This is a genomic window from Roseateles sp. L2-2, from assembly GCF_050613215.1.
Classification (GTDB): domain Bacteria; phylum Pseudomonadota; class Gammaproteobacteria; order Burkholderiales; family Burkholderiaceae_C; genus Roseateles; species Roseateles noduli.
Window position 1 is genome coordinate 6117893 of sequence record NZ_CP192509.1, and the last position, 18901, is coordinate 6136793.

14 protein-coding genes are annotated in these 18901 nt (G+C 67.0%); 10 read left to right on the top strand and 4 right to left on the bottom strand.

Features of this window, described 5'->3' with window-relative positions:
• Positions 1-152 precede the first annotated feature (152 nt).
• From ACQZ13_RS27260 to ACQZ13_RS27275, 4 genes are all read left to right on the top strand, one after another.
• Positions 153-1133 carry a potassium channel beta subunit family protein gene (locus ACQZ13_RS27260; RefSeq protein ID WP_431048967.1) on the top strand — a complete coding sequence of 327 codons (981 nt, stop codon included), beginning with the start codon at positions 153-155 and terminating at the stop codon, positions 1131-1133.
• Positions 1134-1240: 107 nt separating this feature from the next.
• Positions 1241-4696: a two-component regulator propeller domain-containing protein gene (locus ACQZ13_RS27265; protein ID WP_431048968.1), complete on the top strand. Its 3456-nt coding sequence runs from the start codon at positions 1241-1243 to the stop codon at positions 4694-4696.
• Positions 4697-5004: 308 nt separating this feature from the next.
• Positions 5005-6249, top strand: a complete 1245-nt coding sequence (locus ACQZ13_RS27270; protein WP_431048969.1) for a cation:proton antiporter — start codon at positions 5005-5007, stop codon at positions 6247-6249.
• Entirely contained in the window at positions 6246-7382 is a 1137-nt protein-coding gene (locus ACQZ13_RS27275; RefSeq protein ID WP_431048970.1) for a YbdK family carboxylate-amine ligase, read from the top strand. Before ACQZ13_RS27270 ends, ACQZ13_RS27275 begins: the two co-directional genes overlap by 4 nt.
• Positions 7383-7495: 113 nt before the next feature.
• On the opposite strand, the gene ACQZ13_RS27280 is transcribed toward ACQZ13_RS27275, so the two are convergent.
• The 4 genes from ACQZ13_RS27280 to murU form a co-directional block, all read right to left on the bottom strand.
• Positions 7496-8086, bottom strand: a complete 591-nt coding sequence (locus tag ACQZ13_RS27280; protein ID WP_431048971.1) for an ORF6N domain-containing protein — start codon at positions 8084-8086, stop codon at positions 7496-7498.
• Between the two features lie 14 nt (positions 8087-8100).
• A complete protein-coding gene (locus tag ACQZ13_RS27285) occupies positions 8101-9279 on the bottom strand; it encodes an AAA family ATPase (protein WP_431048972.1) in 1179 nt (392 codons plus the stop codon).
• A 384-nt stretch (positions 9280-9663) separates the two neighbouring features.
• A complete protein-coding gene (locus ACQZ13_RS27290; RefSeq protein WP_421036806.1) occupies positions 9664-10035 on the bottom strand; it encodes a hypothetical protein in 372 nt (123 codons plus the stop codon).
• Positions 10036-10500: 465 nt separating this feature from the next.
• A complete protein-coding gene (gene murU / locus ACQZ13_RS27295) occupies positions 10501-11193 on the bottom strand; it encodes an N-acetylmuramate alpha-1-phosphate uridylyltransferase MurU (protein WP_431048973.1) in 693 nt (230 codons plus the stop codon).
• A 114-nt stretch (positions 11194-11307) separates the two neighbouring features.
• On the opposite strand from murU, the gene tkt reads away from it, so the two are divergent.
• The 6 genes from tkt (at position 11308) to ACQZ13_RS27325 (ending at position 18842) form a co-directional block, all read left to right on the top strand.
• Positions 11308-13404, top strand: a complete 2097-nt coding sequence (tkt, locus tag ACQZ13_RS27300) for a transketolase (protein WP_431048974.1) — start codon at positions 11308-11310, stop codon at positions 13402-13404.
• Between the two features lie 249 nt (positions 13405-13653).
• Positions 13654-14664: a hypothetical protein gene (locus ACQZ13_RS27305; RefSeq protein WP_431048975.1), complete on the top strand. Its 1011-nt coding sequence runs from the start codon at positions 13654-13656 to the stop codon at positions 14662-14664.
• Between the two features lie 8 nt (positions 14665-14672).
• Complete coding sequence (locus tag ACQZ13_RS27310; protein ID WP_431048976.1) at positions 14673-15746, top strand: hypothetical protein; 1074 nt, start codon at positions 14673-14675, stop codon at positions 15744-15746.
• Between the two features lie 259 nt (positions 15747-16005).
• Positions 16006-17004, top strand: coding sequence for a type I glyceraldehyde-3-phosphate dehydrogenase (gap, locus tag ACQZ13_RS27315; protein WP_067281231.1), 999 nt, complete (start codon positions 16006-16008; stop codon positions 17002-17004).
• 98 nt (positions 17005-17102) lie between these two features.
• A complete protein-coding gene (locus tag ACQZ13_RS27320) occupies positions 17103-17510 on the top strand; it encodes a helix-turn-helix domain-containing protein (protein ID WP_431048977.1) in 408 nt (135 codons plus the stop codon).
• A 39-nt stretch (positions 17511-17549) separates the two neighbouring features.
• A complete protein-coding gene (locus ACQZ13_RS27325; protein WP_431053411.1) occupies positions 17550-18842 on the top strand; it encodes a type II toxin-antitoxin system HipA family toxin in 1293 nt (430 codons plus the stop codon).
• Positions 18843-18901 lie beyond the last annotated feature (59 nt).

Below are 18901 nucleotides of genomic sequence, written 5' to 3' on the forward strand. Positions count from 1 at the left end.
AATTGGGGATGAAACACGTGCAGTCGCATGTGCGCGGCACAGTGTTCAGCTTCACGGTGACATCACGACGACAGTGGTGGCGGGGCATTCGACGTGCCGTCTGACAGCCTCGCCGCGCTCCGCTACGCTTGCGCGCCTTTGAGGAGAAACGAATGCAATACCGTCGACTCGGCCGCAGCGGCCTGCAGGTGTCCGAACTGTCCCTGGGCTCCTGGGTGACGTATCACAACCAGGTCGATACCGGCTCGGCCGTCGAGCTGATGGCCGCGGCCCGCGACGCCGGCATCAACTTCTTCGACAACGCCGAGGCCTACGCGCTCGGCAAGAGCGAGGAGATCATGGGCCAGGTCTTCAGGCAGCTGGGCTGGGGCCGCCACACCTACGTGGTGTCGACCAAGTTCTACTGGGGCATCGACAAGTCGGGCACCACGGTCAACTACAAGGACACGCTGAACCGCAAGTACCTGATGCAGGCCATCGACGGCTCGCTCAAGCGCTTCGGGCTGGACGAGATCGACCTCGTGTACTGCCACCGTCCCGATCCGAACACGCCGATCGAGGAGACGGTGCGCGCGATGAGCGACATGATCACGCAGGGCAAGGCGCACTACTGGGGCACCAGCGAGTGGAGCGCCGACGAGATCCGCGCCGCCTGGGAGATCGCCGAGCGCCACCACCTGCACAAACCGGTGATGGAGCAGCCGCAGTACCACCTGTTCCACCGCCAGCGCGTGGAGAAGGACTACGCCCGCCTGTACGAGGACCTCGGCCTGGGCCTGACGACGTGGAGCCCGCTGGCCTCCGGCCTGCTGACCGGCAAGTACCGCAACGGCATCCCGGAAGGCAGCCGCGGCGCGCTGGAGAGCATGTCCTGGCTGCGCGAGCAGCTGCAGGAACCGCAGCGCAACGCGGCGGTCGGCGAACTCGGCAAGATCGCCGACGAACTGGGCTGCACGCTGGCGCAGTTGGCCATCGCTTGGATCAACCGCAACCCGCACGTGTCGACGGTGATCCTGGGCGCGAGCAGGCTCTCGCAGCTGCAGGACAACCTGGGCGCGCTCGCCGTCACGCCGAAGTTGACGCCGGAAATCCTGTCGCGCATCGACGCGATCACGCTGCCGCTGGCGAAGTAAGCCCTCGGGGTTTATCCGCAGACCGCCCGCCAAGCCCCTCATTGGCGGGGCCGGGTTGTCGCGTCAGGGCCGCATTCCGGGCGGGAGGACGGCTAGCATCCCGCGCGATGCTGCGACGACGTGCCGTTCCCCTGCTGCCGAGTCTGTTTGCCGCCGTCGTGCTGACCTTGGCTTCTGCCATGGCGATCACGCCGCGCGGCGTCGCGGCGTTCCCGGACGAGACACCCGCCGGGCGCACCGACCACGCCGACCATCCCGCGCCGCCTGAAGTCTCGCTGCTCGCCGAGCCGCGGTTCGAGACCGTCGGCATCGACGCGCCGGTCCCGCTGAACATCGTCTCCGCGATCGCGCAGGACCGCACCGGTTTCCTGTGGATAGGCACCGGCGCCGGGCTGGTGCGCTTCGACGGCTACCACTTCCGTCAGCCGGGCGCGCCGATCGAGAACGGCGTGCGCTCGGCCCGCAGCCTCGGTTTCATCCGCGCCCTGCTCGTCGCGCGCGACGGCCGCCTGTGGATAGGCACCGAGGCCGACGGCCTGGCCGCGTACGACCCGCAAAGCGAGAAGCTCTCGCTGTTCCGCTCCGACGCCAATCCGCAGCTGCCGCGCAGCGCGGTCTCCGCCGGCACGATCCGCGCGCTGGCCGAGGACCGCGACGGTCAGCTCTGGATCGGCACCATCGGCCACGGGCTGGACCGCTACGACCCCGTCGAGGGCCGCTTCCAGCATTACCGGCAAGGGACGCCCGCCGGCCTGCCCGATGACCGCGTCCAGTCGCTGGCCATCGACCGCGAAGGCTCGCTGTGGGTCGGCACCTGGAAGGGCCTGGCGCGCAAGCGCGCCGGCGCGGACCGCTTCGAACCGGTGTTCTCGACGCCGGGCAAGCCGGGGCTTGCCGGCAGGATCGTGCTGAGCCTGTTCGTCGCGCCGGACGGCCGCGTCTGGGCCGGCACGCAGCAGGGCGACCTCGCCCTCGTCGATCCGAAGACCGGCGAAGGCACGTTGCTCGAACGCGCCGAGGACGCGGTGAACGGCTCCGTCAACACCTTCGTCGCGCTCGACGAGCGCCACCTCTGGCTGGGCCGCAACGGCGGGCTGGAGCTGCGCGGGGTCGCCACCGGCGAACTGCTTCGGACCATGAAACACGATCCGCTGAACCGCGGCAGCCTCGGCGGCAACGAGGTCCGCGCGCTGATGCGCGACCGCGCCGGCTGGATCTGGACCGGCGGCTACGGCGGCGGCCTGCAGCGCCACAACCCCGCCAACACCAGCACCTGGGTGCGTGGCCGCGATCCGGGCAAGCAGGCGCAACTGATCGACCCGAGCACCCGTGCGATGGTGCAGCTCGACACCGGCGAGATCTGGCTGGGCAGCAACGAGAGCGGCGTGACGGTGCTCGACGAACAGCTGCGGTCGATCGCCACGCTGCGCCCCGCGCCGGGTCAGCGCGGCGGACTGTCGGGCGGTCGCATCTCCAGCCTCGTCCAGATGAAGGACGGAACGGTCTGGCTCGGCAGCGACGGCGGCCTGCATCAGTACACGCGCGATCGCCAGCTGCTGCGCGTCATCCAGGCCGGCACCGGCCGCGCGCGGCGGCTGCTGGCCGGGCGCGACGGCACGCTGTGGATCGGCACGCAGGACGGGCTCTACCGCCTGCCGCCAGGACCGCCCGTGCAGACTTCGTCGGCCGGACAAAGCGGACAAAGCGGACAGAGCGGAAAGGGCGCTCAATCAGGTCAGGCGGCTCAAGCGCTTCAGGCGGCGGCCCCGGTGACGCCAATGCGGCTCCGGCAGGAAGGCGGCCAGCCGCTGACCGGCGACGTGAACGCGATCTCCGAGACCGAGGACGGCGGCCTGTGGGTCGGAACCGAGAAGGGCCTGTACCGCCTCCCGCCCGGAGGCACGGAGCTGGTCGTCGCGCGCGCCCAGCCGGGCCACGACCTGAGCCACCACTCGATCGTCGGTCTCCTGGTCGATTCCAGGCAGCGGCTGTGGATCGACACCGCCGCCGGGCTGCACCTGCTCACCCGCTGGGACGGCCGTGACGCGGAGTTCGACCGCATCAGCGAGAAGCACGGCGTGATCGGCCGCGCCTTCGGCGCCAACCTGCTGGAGGACGGCGAGGGTCGCATCTGGTCGCAGAACTTCGTCTACGACCCGGCCAAGGACAACTACTACGAGCTGACCAACGCCGACGGCGTCGACATCGGCACCGGCTGGTTCCGCGCCTACATGAAGACGCGCGACGGCCGGCTGCTGTTCGGCGGCAGCAAGGGCGTGCTGGTGGTGACGCCGGAGCGCTTCGAGGCCTGGGCCTACAAGCCCCCGCTGGTGACCACCGAACTGCGCATCGACGGCCAGCGCCTCGCGGCCGGCAAGCTGCCCGAGGACGGCGTCACCATCGGCGCCGACAACCGCAGTTTCAGCGTCGAGTTCGCCGCGCTCGACTTCAGCGAACCCGAGCGCAACCGCTACGCGTATCAGCTGGAAGGCTTCGACCCGGACTGGATCAGCACCGGCGCCGACCTGCGCGTGGCCGTGTACACCAACCTCGATCCGGGCAAGTACCGGCTGCGCGTGCGCGGCACCAACCGCAACGGCGTGTGGAGCCCGCTGGAACTGGATATCCCCGTCCGTGTGATGCCCGAATGGTGGCAGACCTGGTGGGCGCGCACGCTCGGCGGTGCGGCCCTGATCCTGCTGGTCTACCTGCTGGTGGCGCTGCGGACCTCCTACCTGCGGCGTTCGCAGCTGGCGCTGGAGATCAAGGTGCGGGCGCGGACCGCCGAACTGGAGCGGCTCTCGCTCGACCTGCAGGCGAAGACGGTGGCGCTGGAGGAATCCAGCCTGTCCGATCCGCTCACCGGACTTCGGAACCGCCGCTTCCTGACGCAGCATGTCGACGCGGACGTGGCGCTCGCGGTGCGCCGTCACGAACAGGCCCGCGGCGAAGGAAGCGCGAACGGAAACGGCGACGACATCGGCGCGACGTCGCCGGACGACGGCGACCTGATCTTCTTCCTGCTCGACCTCGACCACTTCAAGGCGCTGAACGACCGTCTCGGCCACGCGGCCGGCGACGCGGTGCTGCAGCAGATGCGCGACCGGCTGACCGCCGTGTTCCGCGAGGCGGACTATCTCGTGCGCTGGGGCGGCGAGGAGTTCCTCATCGTCGCGCGCGACACCTCGCGGGCCCATGCGGCGGAGCTCGCGGAACGCGCGCGGCTGCAGGTCAGCGGCTCGCCCTTCGACCTCGGCGACGGCCGGACCGTGGACGTGACCTGCTCGGTGGGCTTCGCGGCGTTCCCGCTGGCGCCGGCCTTCCCGCGGGCGCTGGACTGGGCCGCGACGATCGCGCTGGCCGACGAGGCGCTCTACGCGGTCAAGCGCAGCGGCCGCAACGGCTGGGAGGGTGTCATCGGCGTCCCGCCGCGGGACGATGTCCCCGACCTCGAGGGCGCATTGCGCCAGCGTTCCCGCGAAACGATGGCAGACTGGCTGTCGAGCGGCGACCTGACGGTCGTGCGCTCTTCGCCGCCGGCGGCTTCCCCTTCTGAAGCCTGATTCCTGATCCGCCTCCTCGCGGACGATCGACGCCGGCAAGTCCTGACCCTGCGGCACGGCCTGCGTGCGGGTGATCGCCCGGACCGCCGATTGCCACACGTGCGACAAGACCGGCGCGGAGACGGCAATTGACGCTCCCGCCCGGTTGCCGATGACCGGCAATCGGTAAAGCCGACAAGTAAAGGCTGCCAGCACCTGTCCGCCATCGCCATTGCGGCGACCGGATTGGCCCGATGATTGGGGGCTTCCCCGGCCCACCGGATCCCGCGCTGGCCGCCGTCCACGATTCGAGGAGAACCTTCGTCTTGATGAACGACTTTGCGAACTTCCTGCAGTTCAGCAGCTGGCCGCCTCGGCCCGATTGGCTGTTCTGGGCCTCGCTGACCATGGTGGCCGCCGGCGTGCTCGGCGAATTCGTCAACCGCCGGCTCGGCCTGCCACGCGTCGTCGGGTACAGCGTCGTCGGCATGGTGCTGGCGGCGCTGGGTCACGGCATCTTCGCCAACGGCGCGCTGGACGCGCGCTTGCGGCTGGTCGTCGATCTCGCGCTCGCGCTGCTGCTGTTCGAGATGGGCTCGCGCGTCAACCTGCGCTGGCTGCGCAACAACAAGGCGCTGCTGGGCGCCAGCGCGGCGGAGGCCGTCGCCTCCTTCGCCATCGTCGGCGTCGGTCTGATGCTGCTGGGCGTCAGTCCGCTGGTGGCGTTCAGCTGCGCGGTGCTGACGATGGCGTCGAGCGCCGCAGTGGTCGGCCGGGTCGGAGCGGAATTGCGCGCCGCCGGCCAGGTGAGCGAGCGCATGCTCGCGCTGACCTCGCTGAACACGATCTACGGCGTGCTCGCGCACAAGCTGCTGCTGGGCTGGCTGGCGCTGGACCAGAAGGGCGACTGGCTGGAGGCCGTGGCCCAGCCGCTGTATGCCTTCATCGGATCGATCATCGTGGCCGCGCTCCTGGCGCGGCTTACCGCGAACCTGATGCGCCGGCTGGACCTGCGCAACGAGAACTCGGTGCTGATGCTGCTGGGTCTGGTGCTGGTGGCGCTGAGCGTGGCGCGGGTGCTGAACCTGTCGACGCTGCTGGTGCCGCTGCTGGCCGGCATGATCCTGCGCAACACGACCGAACGCCCGTGGGTCTGGCCGCGCCACTTCGGCACGGCGGGCGGGGTGCTGGTGCTGATGCTGTTCGTCGCGGTCGGTTCCGCGTGGACGCTGGACGCGCTGGCGATGGGCGCGGTGCTGGCGCTGGCGCTGCTGCTGCTGCGCCTGTTCGCGAAGGCGCTGGCCCTGACCGGCATGGCGCGCCTGAGCGGCATCGACGCCCGCCAGGGCATCGCGCTGGCGGTGTGCCTGAGTCCGGTGTCCGGCACGATGCTGGTGCTCTTCAGCGAAGTGCAGCTGCACCATCCGCAGACGGCCGCGCTGCTCGCGCCCGTCATCCTGTCGACGATCGCCTTGATGGAGCTGGTCGGCCCGATCGCCGTGCAATGGGGCCTGCGCCTCGCCGGCGAGCATCAACCTGAAACGCCTGTAGTCAAGGAGGCTGCGAAGCGATGAGCCTCGAACCATTTGCCATTTCGAAGCCCTTGACAATGGGCGTGGAGCTGGAGCTCCAGATCGTCAACCGCCACGACTACGACCTGATGCCGGGATCGAAGGATCTGCTGCGGGTGATGAAGGGCGAGACCGTGCCGGGCGACGTCACGCCCGAGATCACGGACAGCATGATCGAGCTCTGCACCAACGTCTGCACGAACTACGAGCAGGTGCTGGAGCAGTTGACGGTCACGCGCGATGCGCTGGTGCGCAGCGCCGACCGGCTCAACCTCGGTTTGTCGGGCGGCGGCACGCACCCGTACCAGCACTGGAGCAAACAGCGGATCTTCGACAAGCCGCGCTTCCAGGAGATCTCGTCGCTGTACGGCTACCTGAGCAAGCAGTTCACGGTGTTCGGGCAGCACGTGCACATCGGCTGCGAAGGCCCGGACCATGCGCTGCGACTGCTGCACGGGCTGTCGCGCTTCATCCCGCATCTGATCGCGCTGTCGGCGTCCTCGCCGTACGTGCAGGGGAACGACACCGGCTTCCATTCGGCGCGCTTGAACTCGGTGTTCGCGTTCCCGCTGTCGGGACGCGCGCCCTTCGTGCTGACCTGGGACGACTTCCTGGTGTTCTTCGAAAAGATGACCCACACGGGCGTCGTGAAGAGCATGAAGGACTTCTACTGGGACATCCGGCCCAAGCCCGAGTACGGGACGATCGAGGTGCGGGTGCTCGACACGCCGCTGACGATCGAGAAGGCGTCGGCGCTGGCGGCGCTGATCCAGTGCCTGGCGCGGTGGATCTCGCACGACAAGCCGTTCGCGCTGCACGAGGACGACTACCTGCCCTACACGTTCAACCGCTTCCAGGCATGCCGTTTCGGGCTGGACGGGACCTTCGTGGATCCGAAGAGCGGCGAGCACCGCAGCTTGCGCGAGGACCTGAACGTCACGCTGCACGCGCTGGAGCCGCACGCGGTCGCGCTGAAGGCGGAACCGGCGCTGCGGTATGTCCGCGAGGAAATGCGCTGGCAGGGCAACGACGCGACGTGGGCGCGCGGAGTCGTGGAGAAGGAGCAGCTGCTGAACGAGCTGGTGCGGCAGCAATGCGAGCGCTGGGCGGGAAGGCCGGTGGGGACGGCGAGGTGAACCGGACCTCCTGAACGTTTGAGATCGCAGATTGCGATCTCAAAACATCAGTCCACTTTCTGCGTGACGCGGGTTTGAGATCGCAAACTGCGATCTCAAACATTCCGGAGCGGTTACGCATCATCGGTCGGCGGAAGAAAACCGATCGGGCGTTTCGACGACGGACTTGAAGGCTTCATCAGGTCCCTCAAGGCTTCGAACACCTGCTTGAACTGATCGTCCGCGTGCCGGCTGAACATCTCTTGATGCTGGGCCAGCGCTTCTGTCCGCGCCTCCAGTTCACCAAGACGATGTGCAATGTCTGCATGCGACGCGGCCAGTTCCCGCAGTCGAATGAATGCGCGGACGACGTACAACGACACCTCGACCGCTCGGGGGCTGCTGAGAATCGTCGCGGCCATCAATGCGCCATGTTCCGTGAACACGCGCGGCGCGTAGCGACGACCTCCGCGGCCCGCCGGCGCATCGTTTGAGGTCGCAAGTTGCGACCTCAAAGAGGAGAACTCCTCGGCCGAGAGCGTGAACATGAAGTCTTCCGGAAACCTCGAAAGGTTGCGCTTCACCGCCTCGTTCAAGCGCCCTGTCTCGACGCCATAGAGCGCGGCGAGGTCGGTGTCCGTGAGCACGCGCTGCCCGCGGACGACAGCAATGCGCAGCGAGATGCTTTCCGCCGCAACCAGTTCGACCGATGTGGAGTTCGCCATCGGAGGCCTCGGCGTCAGTCGGTCACGGCAAAGAGCGGCGTCACCTGCCGGGTTGCATCGGATAACAGCCCGGCGTATTTGAGCCTGTCGCGCATCGCCATGTCTTCCAGAGCGTACACGCCTTCCACGGAGCGCCAGAGCAGGCGCCTTTCGCGCAGGGTCTCTAAGGCTGCGCCCACCTGCGCCACATCGACGCGCATCGTGGCCGGGTTGCCGTCATCGGCGAGGACGGTCTGAAGCGTCTTGATGGTGCCGGGCCAGAGCGGTGCGCAATCCCACCCTTGGGCTGCGATGACACGCAAGAGCGCGAACTCCAGCGGACCGAGCCAGCGGAGGCGGATGAGCAGATTCCGGACCGCACCGCGCTCAAGGTGGACCATCGCGTTCGTCAGCACGTTGATCGTTTCGCCGGGGTCCCGATTCGTCCCGCGCAGGAGGGCATCAAGACCCGCGCTGAGCCAGGAGGGACGACTGCCATACCGCAGGAACAACGCCTCCACCTGATCAACGTCCAGACGAACCGATCCGGGAGCGTGGTGGCAGAACCACTCGACAAACTCCCGCCCCAGGAGCGGGACGTCCCTCACGCTCTCGTCGTCCAGCGAGGACTTCAGATCCTGGGCCAGCATCGCGAGCTTGGCGCGCTCCGAGCCGACGGCCACGAGGCGGAGGCCGTGATGCGACCCCATGTTCAGTTCTTCGATCGCGGACCGGATCGCACGCAGGATGTTCTTCCCGTTCTGCGTGGTGATGATGTCCTGTGCTTCGTCCACGATCAGGACCAGGGGCTGCGCGCATTCGTCCGACAGCGCGGCAAGGGCATGCGTCAGCGACACCATGTTGCCAACGTCGTCTCGCAGGAGGCCGAGCGGCCACGCGCCATTCCCCCTCTCGACGAGACCCGTCCTGCGGGCGAGGCGAATCAAGGCGCCGTCGTGGCGACCGAGAGCGCTCCGGACCTCGGCGGCAAGGACTTCGCCCGGCTCTTCGCCGAGCGCCTCCCAAAGATCGACATGAATGACCACGGCGCCACGACGGCTTAGCGCCGGAGCCAGGTCATGGGAAAGAAACGTGGACTTGCCGGTGCCGCGCGGAGCGGCAAGCAAGAGCGAGGAACTCGAAGACGACGTTGCGTCGTCGAGGATGTAGGTAGCCAGCTCTTCGGCCAGCTGCGTGCGGTGAAAGACTTCCAAGGGGACTTCTCCGGATCGGAACAACGAGTACGCATGCTCTTCGCAATGGCGCGATCGCTTTCTGATCCATATCAAAGTCTCAGGCCTGTTCCACCATTGGAGGGAATGATGGGGGGGTCAAGTCTTGTCGAGGCTCATGGGCGAGCACTCCCGACCGTCTCAGCGTTTGAGATCGCAAACTGCGATCTCAAAACATCAGTCCACTTTCATCGCGACGGAGGTTTGAGATCGCAATCTGCGATCTCAAAGATCGACGCCGCAGTTTCAGCATCGCGCCGGGACGCACGCGAAGCCGCCCACGCTCATGGGCCATGTCATTGACCCATGAGCGTAAGCGGCTTTGCTTTAGCGGCGCTCTGCTGTTTGAGATCGCAATCGGCGATCTCAAACGGGGACCTCGTCGACTGCGCGGCCGACGATGCCGAGCATTCCGAGGCCTTCGCGCAGAGACTGGCGCACGCTCTCCACCACGTGGCGGGACGGGTCGCCCTCCACGCAGTTGTCCTCTACCAGCGACAGCGTTGCCGCCGCGGACACCAGCGTGTTGCGCAGGTTGGCGATGGCCGAGGCGACGGACACGTCGGTGCGCAGGCAGACCGCGTCGGCCCCGAGGCGCAGTCCGAAGAGCTGCGCGTCGCTCATGCCCCACTCGTTCTGGAGACGGATGAGCGAGCCGAGGTCGCAGTCCGCCAGCGGGCGGCGGTCGCGGATCGGGCCGCGCGTTTCGTTGATACGCGTTTGATGCAGGGTTCCCATGTTCGTAAAACTCCGAAGAACTTTGGAAACCACCGGCTTCGATTGCCGAGTCGCGACATGCGGTCGATCGAATCGAAGGGGTGGGCGAGATGTCAAACCACGCAGCACTCCGTCGTGTGGTCACCCTCACGGAATGACCCATCTCGCCCGTAAACCATGAGTACGGGAAGAGCCTCGCTTTGATCGCGAGGCCTGAAGCGCTGGTGTGTTTGAAGCACCTGGGTGCATCGTGCAACCGGTCGACGAATCACTCTCTGATAAAAATCAAAGTGCTCCGGCGATTCCGCCATCGTGGGGTTGCTTGGGGGATGCGTGAGGATCCGTCTCCCACCGAGGTGCCGGGTCGTGTCAGGTCGTCGTCAATCTTGTTTGAGATCGCAGCTTGCGATCTCAAAACATCTGTCCATCTGCCACGCAACGCGGGTTTGAGATCGCGATCTGCGATCTCAAACGGACAGCTCGCATTCAGGCTTGCCCGTTGAGCTCTTCCAGCTGCTCCGGCGCACCCACGTTCGCCCATGGGCCCGTGTAGAGCTCCGCCGTCACCGCCCGCGCGTTGATCGCGCGGTCGAGGCTCGCGCGGATGCGCTGATGCTGTCCCGCCTGCACGCCGTCGAAGAACGCGCGCTTGTACAGGCCGATGTTGCTGTAGACCTCCAGGTCACCATCGATCGTTGCGTAACCTTCCGCGTCGATGCCGAAGTCGCCCGTCGGATGCCGTGGCTGCTTCGGCACGAACCACAGGTGCGCCAGCAGAGGGCTCGCCGCGAAGGCCGCAGCCTTCGCCGCGTCGAACTCGAAATCGGGAATGAAGATGTCCGCCGACACCGCCCAGAACGCGTCGTCGCCGTCCGCGCAGAGCAGATCCAGTGCCGTCGCGATGCCGCCGCCGGTCTCCAGCGCGCGGCCGTAGCGCTCGCCTTCGTGGCTGTAATGCAGCGTCACGCCGAATCGCGCGCCGTCGCCCAGCGTCGCCTCGAACTGCTCGTGCAGCCACGCCGTGTTGATCACGATGTCCCGGATGCCAGCGCGCGCGAAGGCGTCGATGTGCCACTCGATCAGCGGCTTGCCGCGCACCTTCAGCAGCGGCTTGGGCGTGTGGTCGGTCAGCGGCCGCATGCGCTCGCCGCGCCCGGCCGCGAGGATCATGGCTCGCATCGATCAATCCAGGAAATGAGGCCGCGAGTGTAGAGGGCCCTCTCCAGCAGTTCCCCGCGCACTTTTCCACCCGAGTCACGAACGCGAAAACCGCTTCCCGGCGGCTTCACTAGAATGCCGGGTTTGCCCCAACTCCTGCCCGAGACCACCATGGCCGAGACCAGCGCTGCCGTCGTCACCCCGAACACCACCCAGATGGCCAACGCCATCCGTGCCCTGGCGATGGACGCCGTCCAGCAGGCCAACTCCGGCCACCCGGGCGCCCCCATGGGCATGGCCGAGATCGCCGTCGCGCTGTGGAAGCGCCACCTGCGCCACAACCCGGCCAACCCGCAGTGGGCCGACCGCGACCGCTTCGTGCTGTCCAACGGCCACGGCTCGATGCTGATCTACGCCCTGCTGCACCTGACCGGCTACGACCTGCCGCTCGCCGAGCTCAAGGCCTTCCGCCAGATGCACTCCAAGACCCCGGGCCACCCGGAAGTCGGCATCACCCCCGGCGTCGAGACCACCACCGGCCCGCTCGGCCAGGGCATCACCAACGCCGTCGGCTTCGCACTGGCTGAGAAGCAGCTCGCCAAGGAATTCAACCGCGACGGCCACACCATCGTCGACCATCACACCTACGCCTTCCTCGGCGACGGCTGCCTGATGGAAGGCATCAGCCATGAAGCCTGCTCGCTGGCCGGCTCGTGGAAGCTGAACAAGCTGATCGCGATCTACGACGACAACGGCATCTCCATCGACGGCCAGGTCGGCCCCTGGTTCGGCGACGACACCGCCAAGCGCTTCGCCGCCTACGGCTGGAACGTCGTCGGCCCGGTCGACGGCCATGACGTCGACGCCGTCGACGCCGCCATCGCGCTGGCCAAGACCAGCAAGGACAAGCCGTCGCTGATCATCGCGAAGACCCATATCGGCAAGGGCAGCCCGAACCGCGCCAACACCTCCAAGGCCCACGGCGAACCGCTCGGCGCCGAGGAGATCAAGCTGACCCGCGAGGCGCTGGGCTGGTCGCACGAGCCCTTCGTGCTGCCCGCCGAGGTCTACGCCGACTGGGACGGCAAGGACGCCGGCACCGGCTTCGAGAAGGCCTGGGACGAGAAGTTCGACGCCTACGCCACGCAGTTCCCGGAACTGGCCGCCGAGTTCTCGCGCCGCATCGCCGGCGTGCTGCCGCCCAACTTCGCCGACGTCGCCGCGCAGGCCGTCATCGGCGCGCACGAGAAGGCCGAGACCGTCGCCTCCCGCAAGGCCAGCCAGATCGCGCTGGAAGCCTTCACCGCCGCGATGCCCGAGCTGCTGGGCGGCTCGGCCGACCTGACCGGCTCCAACCTGACCAACACCAAGAGCACGCCCGCCTTCCGCCTGGAAGAGGACGGCAGCTCCAACGGCGGCCGCCACATCAACTACGGCGTGCGTGAGTTCGGCATGGCCGCGATCATGAACGGCGTCGCCCTCCACGGCGGTTTCATCCCCTACGGCGGCACCTTCCTGACCTTCAGCGACTACAGCCGCAACGCCATCCGCATGGCCGCGCTGATGAAGCAGCGCGTGATCCACGTGTTCACGCACGACTCCATCGGCCTGGGCGAAGACGGCCCGACCCACCAGTCCGTCGAGCACGTCTCCAGCCTGAGACTGATCCCCGGCCTGGATGTCTGGCGTCCCGCCGACACCGCTGAAACGGCCGTCGCCTGGACGCTGGCCCTGGCCAACAGCCAGCGCCCCAGCGTGCTGGCGCTGAGCCGCCAGAACCTGCCCTACCTGAAGAAGTCGGGCGAGGCCGTCGACGCCATCACCACCGGCGGCTACGTGCTGAGCGAGCCGGCCGACGTCGGCCTGAAGAAGAAGGCGCAAGCGGTGCTGATCGCCACCGGCTCGGAAGTGCAGCTGGCCATCGCCGCCCAGCAGCAGCTGGCCGTGGCCGGCATCCCGGTGCGCGTCGTCTCCATGCCTTGCACGAGCGTCTTCGACCGCCAGGAAGCCAAGTACAAGAAGAGCGTGCTGCCGGAAGGCCTGCCGCGCGTCGCCATCGAGGCCGGCGTGACCGACCTGTGGTGGAAGTACGGCGTCTCGGCCGTCGTCGGCCTGGACACCTACGGCGAATCGGCCCCGGCCAACGTGCTGTTCAAGCACTTCGGCTTCACGCCTGAGAACGTCGCCGACACCGTCAAGGTGGTGCTGGGCAAGGCGCGCCTGAAGGGCTGAGCGACGTTTCGCACGTGATTCGCGCTGGGCTTCTCCAGCACGAAGTGAAGAGGTGCCTCGTGCACCTCTTTTCACGTCCGGACGCGCGGCCTCGATGCCGCCGATGCCGGCGACAAGCGCAGCGCTTGCCCGCGCTCCCCCTCCGAAGGGGGGCTCGATTCGACAGCTCCCCCGCATAGACTGCCCGACGCCCGTCGGCGTGCTCAGCCGCCTTCGGGTCAGGGACAAGACTCGAATCCAGGGAGCACGATGACACGGCATCTCTTCGCGCGCGCCACCGGCGCGCTTCTCTCGTGGGCGATCGCCGGCGGTGCGATGGCCGCGGCCGGCGCCACGGACGTCAGTCCGCCTTCGCCGGCGCAATCGCTCAGTTGCCTGCAGCGGCCCGAGCAGCAACCCAAGTTCCCCGCGCGCGGAAACTACGATCGCACCGGCGGCTTCGCGCGCGTCAAGCTCAAGTTCGTCGCGCCCGACCAGGCGCCCGAGGTCCAGCTGCTGACCAACTCGCTGCGCGAGGACATGCTCGACGTCGTCACGCGCTACGTGGACCGCTACCGCCTGCCCTGCCTGCAGCCGACCGACGGCACCGTCAGCGCCGTCCAGGAGTTCGAGTTCTCCAACACCCAGAAGGCGCCGCTGCCCCTCGCGCCCGACGAGACCACGCCGCGCGGACGACTCGACCTCTGCTACCTCCGGCCGAAGCACGACATGATCTTCAACGCATTGAGCGTCGGCCGCGAGGTCAACAACGTCGTCATCACGATGACGTTCTCGGGTGACGGCGAACAGCCCCCGGAGGTCAAGGTCCTGCACCAGCAGGCCGTGCCGCGGGCCGTCGATACCGTCGTCGACTGGGCGCGCGCTTCCCGCATGCCCTGCCGCAAGGCCGACGATCCGCCGCTGGTGCTCCAGCAGATGTTCCGGCTCTACCCGCCCGGCCTGCAGCGCCAGGTCCTCAAGGTGGAACAGGTGAACCTGGTCGACTTCCTCGCCATGACCGAGAACCCGCATGCCGAGGGCGTGCGCTTCGACTTCAACACCATGGCCTGCCCGTTCAACGTGAACTACACGATGTACGGCCCCACCCTGCCCAATGAAGTCACCGACGGCGAGAAGAAACCGGACCGCGCCATCTTCATCGACTGGCTGTCGCGACAGAACCTGAAATACTCGTCGCCCAAGCAGGCCCGCGCGTTGTTCGGCGAGGACCTCCAGATCCGCGTGCCTTGCGGCGAGCTCAACCTCCAGGCCAAGACCTGACCCCGCGCATGAAACACCATTCCTTCGCCGCCGCCCTCGGCGCGCTCGGCCTGCTGGCCGCCCTGCTCGCGGGTACCCCCGCTCACGCCCAGCAAGGCGACATCAGCGACGCGCCTGCCGATCCCGCCACCAGCACGCTGCGCTGCCTGCAGGCGCCGGCCTCGCTCGAATATCCGGCGGAACCCCGCCGACTCAACCTGGGCGGCACCGTGCGAGTGGTCCTGGCCTTCTCCGGACCCGACAAGGCACCGGACGTCGAGGTTCTTGCCCGCTTCGGCGATGAGCGCCTCGTCAACGCGGTGCGTGCGCACGTCGCCGCCTACCGGCTACCTTGCCAGGCCGCGGGTCAACCGACGGTCCGCGCGGTCCAGACCTTCCTGTTCCACCCGCAGGAAGCCGTGCCGATCCGCTGGTCCCACCCCGTCGAGGAAGACGACCCCGCCCGCCTGCGCGCGATGCGCGAATGCCTGCGCACGCCCGCCGAGAAGCTCCAGGTCGGCGCCTCGAAGTTCGATCGCAAGACCGTCAGCAACGTGCTGACCCGCATGACCTTCACCGCGCCGGACCAGCCGCCGCAGGTCGAGGTGCTGTACAGCTCCACCGGCGGCAACACGCAGGACGCCTTCGTCGATCGCATCCGCGAGTACCGCCTGCCCTGCCTCGCGCCGGACGCGCGGCCGGTGAGCTTCCTCCAACAGATGGTCTATCGCCGCAACGATGCGGGGCGATCCGTCTTCAAAGACCAGGTCACGCTCGGCGAGTTCCTGTCCAACATCAAGGACATCCGCCAGCAGCAGGTCGAGTTCGACTTCAACACGATGCACTGCCCGTTCACCGTCGCCTGGAAGCTCGGCAAACCCGCCGTGGCCAACCATGTCGGCGAGGTCGGCGAGCACGACCGCAACCGCGCGGAGTTTCTGAGCTGGCTCGCGGGCCTGCAGATGGACCTCACGCCGGAGCGCTTCGAACGGCTGCTCGGGCGGGTGGTCAAGGTCGACGTCGCCTGCGGCACGCTGCGGCTGCAACCGGCAGCCACGGCGGACGCGACCACGGGTGCGACCACGGGTGCCACAACGCCCTGACGCGTCCTGGCGCGCCCTGCAGCGCCTTCGCCGTAACCGCGAGACGCCGGCGGACGTAATCCGGTAACCCGCTCGAAACGCCGGGCGTCGACTATCTGTTCAAATCGAAGGTTCCCGGCGACCCAGCCGGCTGCCGGACGGACCTGTCGCGGCAGCCCCGCGCGGCGCCGGACCGAACACCTCCGAGGCACGACGTCCACTGGCTGGGCGACGCGCCCATGACGTCATCGATTCATTTCACTCGCAGGAGACTTTCCTCATGACCATCAAGATCGGTATCAACGGGTTCGGTCGCATCGGCCGCATGGTGTTCCGCGCCGCCGTGGCGAACTTCAAGGACATCCAGATCGTCGCCATCAACGACCTGCTCGAGCCCGATTACCTGGCCTACATGCTCAAGTACGACAGCGTCCACGGCCGCTTCGACGGCGACGTGGCGGTCGACGGCAACACGCTGATCGTCAACGGCCAGCGCATCCGCCTGACCCAGGTCAAGGATCCCGCCGAACTGAAGTGGAACGAAGTCGGCGCCGACATCGTCGTCGAAGCCACCGGCCTGTTCCTGACCAAGGAAACCGGCGAGAAGCATCTGACCGCCGGCGCCAAGAAGGTCATCATGTCGGCCCCGTCCAAGGACGACACCCCGATGTTCGTCTACGGCGTCAACGACAAGACCTACGCCGGCCAGGCCATCATCTCCAACGCCAGCTGCACCACCAACTGCCTGGCCCCGCTGGCCAAGGTGCTGAACGACAAGTGGGGCATCAAGCGCGGCCTGATGACCACCGTGCACGCCACCACCGCCACGCAGAAGACCGTCGACGGCCCGTCCAACAAGGACTGGCGCGGCGGCCGCGGCATCCTCGAGAACATCATCCCGTCCTCCACCGGCGCCGCCAAGGCCGTGGGCGTCGTGATCCCCGAGCTGAACAAGAAGCTCACCGGCATGTCCTTCCGCGTGCCGACCTCCGACGTCTCCGTCGTCGACCTGACCGTCGAGCTCAACAACAACGCCACCTACGCCGAGATCTGCGCCGAAATGAAGGCCCAGAGCGAAGGCGCCCTGAAGGGCGTGCTGGGCTACACCGAGGACAAGGTCGTCGCCACCGACTTCCGCGGCGACCCGCGTACCTCCATCTTCGACGCCGACGCCGGCATCGCCCTGGACGGCACCTTCGTCAAGCTGGTGTCCTGGTACGACAACGAGTGGGGCTACTCGAACAAGGTGCTGGAAATGGTCAAGGTCGTCGCCAAGTAAGCGACGCCCGTCCGGCCTTCGAAGCCCCGCCTTGGCGGGGCTTTTTCGTTTCCGACGGTCGCAGAGGCAATCATCCCCGTCGTTCCAGGATGGAGACCGTGAGATGTCCGCAACTGGCTTTTCGATTCGAATTCATTACACTAAGCGCATTTCCGGAACGAATTCGTTTCACTATGGCAAGCTCAGCTGAAGTCAGATTTCCTCCGCGGGTCCTCCGTTCGCTGCAGAAGTTCGGCAGCGATGTGGAGATCGCGCGGAAGAAGCGCCGACTCACCGTGGAGGCGCTCTGCTCTCGGGCGGGCATCTCCCGACCGCTCTACAGCCGCATGGTCCGCGGCGCCCCGGGCACCTCTGCCAGCGCCATCGCGATGGTGCTGTTTGCGCTGGGCTGCGGAACGCCCTTCGACGACCTGCTCGATGTCGCCAAGGACGATACGGGCTTGCTGCTGGATCAGGAGCGATTGCCTGTGCGCGTCCGCCCGCCCCGCAAGTCCGGAGCCTTGTGAGCGCATTTCCTGGACAACGGAACAACCTCGCCCTTGATCATGGCAACGCGGACAAGCAACAAGCCCGGGACCAAGTTCTCGACCAAGCAGACCGCCACGGTATGCCTCGGCGAGACTGGCATCGAAGTTGGTGAGCTGAGCTTCGAGACCAGTGGTACTCGCCGTTCTGCTCGGTTCGAGTACCACGCGGACTGGCTCGAACGCCCTGGCGCCTTCGCGTTGTCGCCAGACTTGCCGCTGGTGAACGGCCCGCAGTTTCACTCCCCGAAGGAAGCTGGGTCTCCGGCCTTCTTCGGCTGCATCAGCGACATCGAACCTGATGGATGGGGGCGAATGGTCATCAAGCGTGACCACGCCAATCAGCGAAAACACGCCAGCGCCAGCGCCCATCTCCCCGCGCTGTTGACCGACTTCGACTACCTCCAGTGGGTATCGGACTTCGGCCGCATGGGAGCCTTGCGCCTGCGAGATTCGGCGGGAGAGTTCCAACGAACGAGCGCGCCTCGCGACACGCCGGCGCTCATTGCCCTGCCTGATCTCGTCGGCGCGACCCGTGCTGTCGAATTGAATCAGGAAACGGCGCGTGACCTCGCCTTCCTGCGCGGCAATGGCACATCGCTCGGCGGGTTGCGTCCGAAGTGCTCCGTCATGGAAGAGGACGGCGCGCTGGCAATCGGCAAGTTCGCCAGCGTCACCGACACGCGATCGGTCGTTCACGGCGAGGTGCTGGCATTGGCGCTGGCGCGGGCCGCCGGAATCAACGCAGCGATTGCCCGCGTTGTCGATGCCCAGGGCATTGCCGTCGCCGTGGTCCGACGTTTCGATCGCATCGATGGCAAACGCCTCATGTACCTGTCGGCTCGCTCGCTCATGCAGGCTCGCGGCTCACAGCAATACGCCTATACCGACATCGCCGAGTCCATCCGGGAACACAGTGCTGACGCCGCATCGGACCTGGCAGAGTTGTGGCGGCGATTGGTCTTCAACATACTCATCAATAACGTCGACGACCATCTCAACAACCACGGCTTTCTGCACGTCGCCCACGGGCAGTGGCGTCTGGCACCGGCGTTCGACATCAATCCGTTTCCAGACAAGGCTCGCGCGCTCAAGACTTGGGTGTCCCCTGACTCGGGAGATGGATCTTCGCTCTCCGAGGCTCTGCGTGTCGCGGGTCAGTTCAATCTGAGCGTTCTTTCTGCCCGAACCATTCTTTCCGAAGTGAAGGATGCAGTCACCGGATGGCGAAATCTGGCGCGCAACTTGGGCATGAGCACCGCGGACATGGCCAGCTTCGCGCCAGCGTTCGAACATCGAGAATCAATCGGCTGAACCCGTCTCGGATACGATCAGTCACCACTTTGTTCGCTGATGGCCGATGTTTGCGTGCG

Excerpts from the sequence above, each read along its gene's own strand:
- ACQZ13_RS27260 (WP_431048967.1), top strand. The coding sequence starts at position 153 with ATGCAATACCGTCGACTCGGCCGCAGCGGCCTGCAGGTGTCCGAACTG.
- ACQZ13_RS27265 (WP_431048968.1), top strand. The coding sequence starts at position 1,241 with ATGCTGCGACGACGTGCCGTTCCCCTGCTGCCGAGTCTGTTTGCCGCC.
- ACQZ13_RS27270 (WP_431048969.1), top strand. The coding sequence starts at position 5,005 with ATGAACGACTTTGCGAACTTCCTGCAGTTCAGCAGCTGGCCGCCTCGG.
- ACQZ13_RS27275 (WP_431048970.1), top strand. The coding sequence starts at position 6,246 with ATGAGCCTCGAACCATTTGCCATTTCGAAGCCCTTGACAATGGGCGTG.
- ACQZ13_RS27280 (WP_431048971.1), bottom strand. The coding sequence starts at position 8,086 with ATGGCGAACTCCACATCGGTCGAACTGGTTGCGGCGGAAAGCATCTCG.
- ACQZ13_RS27290 (WP_421036806.1), bottom strand. The coding sequence starts at position 10,035 with ATGGGAACCCTGCATCAAACGCGTATCAACGAAACGCGCGGCCCGATC.
- murU (WP_431048973.1), bottom strand. The coding sequence starts at position 11,193 with ATGCGAGCCATGATCCTCGCGGCCGGGCGCGGCGAGCGCATGCGGCCG.
- tkt (WP_431048974.1), top strand. The coding sequence starts at position 11,308 with ATGCCGGGTTTGCCCCAACTCCTGCCCGAGACCACCATGGCCGAGACC.
- ACQZ13_RS27305 (WP_431048975.1), top strand. The coding sequence starts at position 13,654 with ATGACACGGCATCTCTTCGCGCGCGCCACCGGCGCGCTTCTCTCGTGG.
- ACQZ13_RS27310 (WP_431048976.1), top strand. The coding sequence starts at position 14,673 with ATGAAACACCATTCCTTCGCCGCCGCCCTCGGCGCGCTCGGCCTGCTG.
- gap (WP_067281231.1), top strand. The coding sequence starts at position 16,006 with ATGACCATCAAGATCGGTATCAACGGGTTCGGTCGCATCGGCCGCATG.
- ACQZ13_RS27325 (WP_431053411.1), top strand. The coding sequence starts at position 17,550 with ATGGCAACGCGGACAAGCAACAAGCCCGGGACCAAGTTCTCGACCAAG.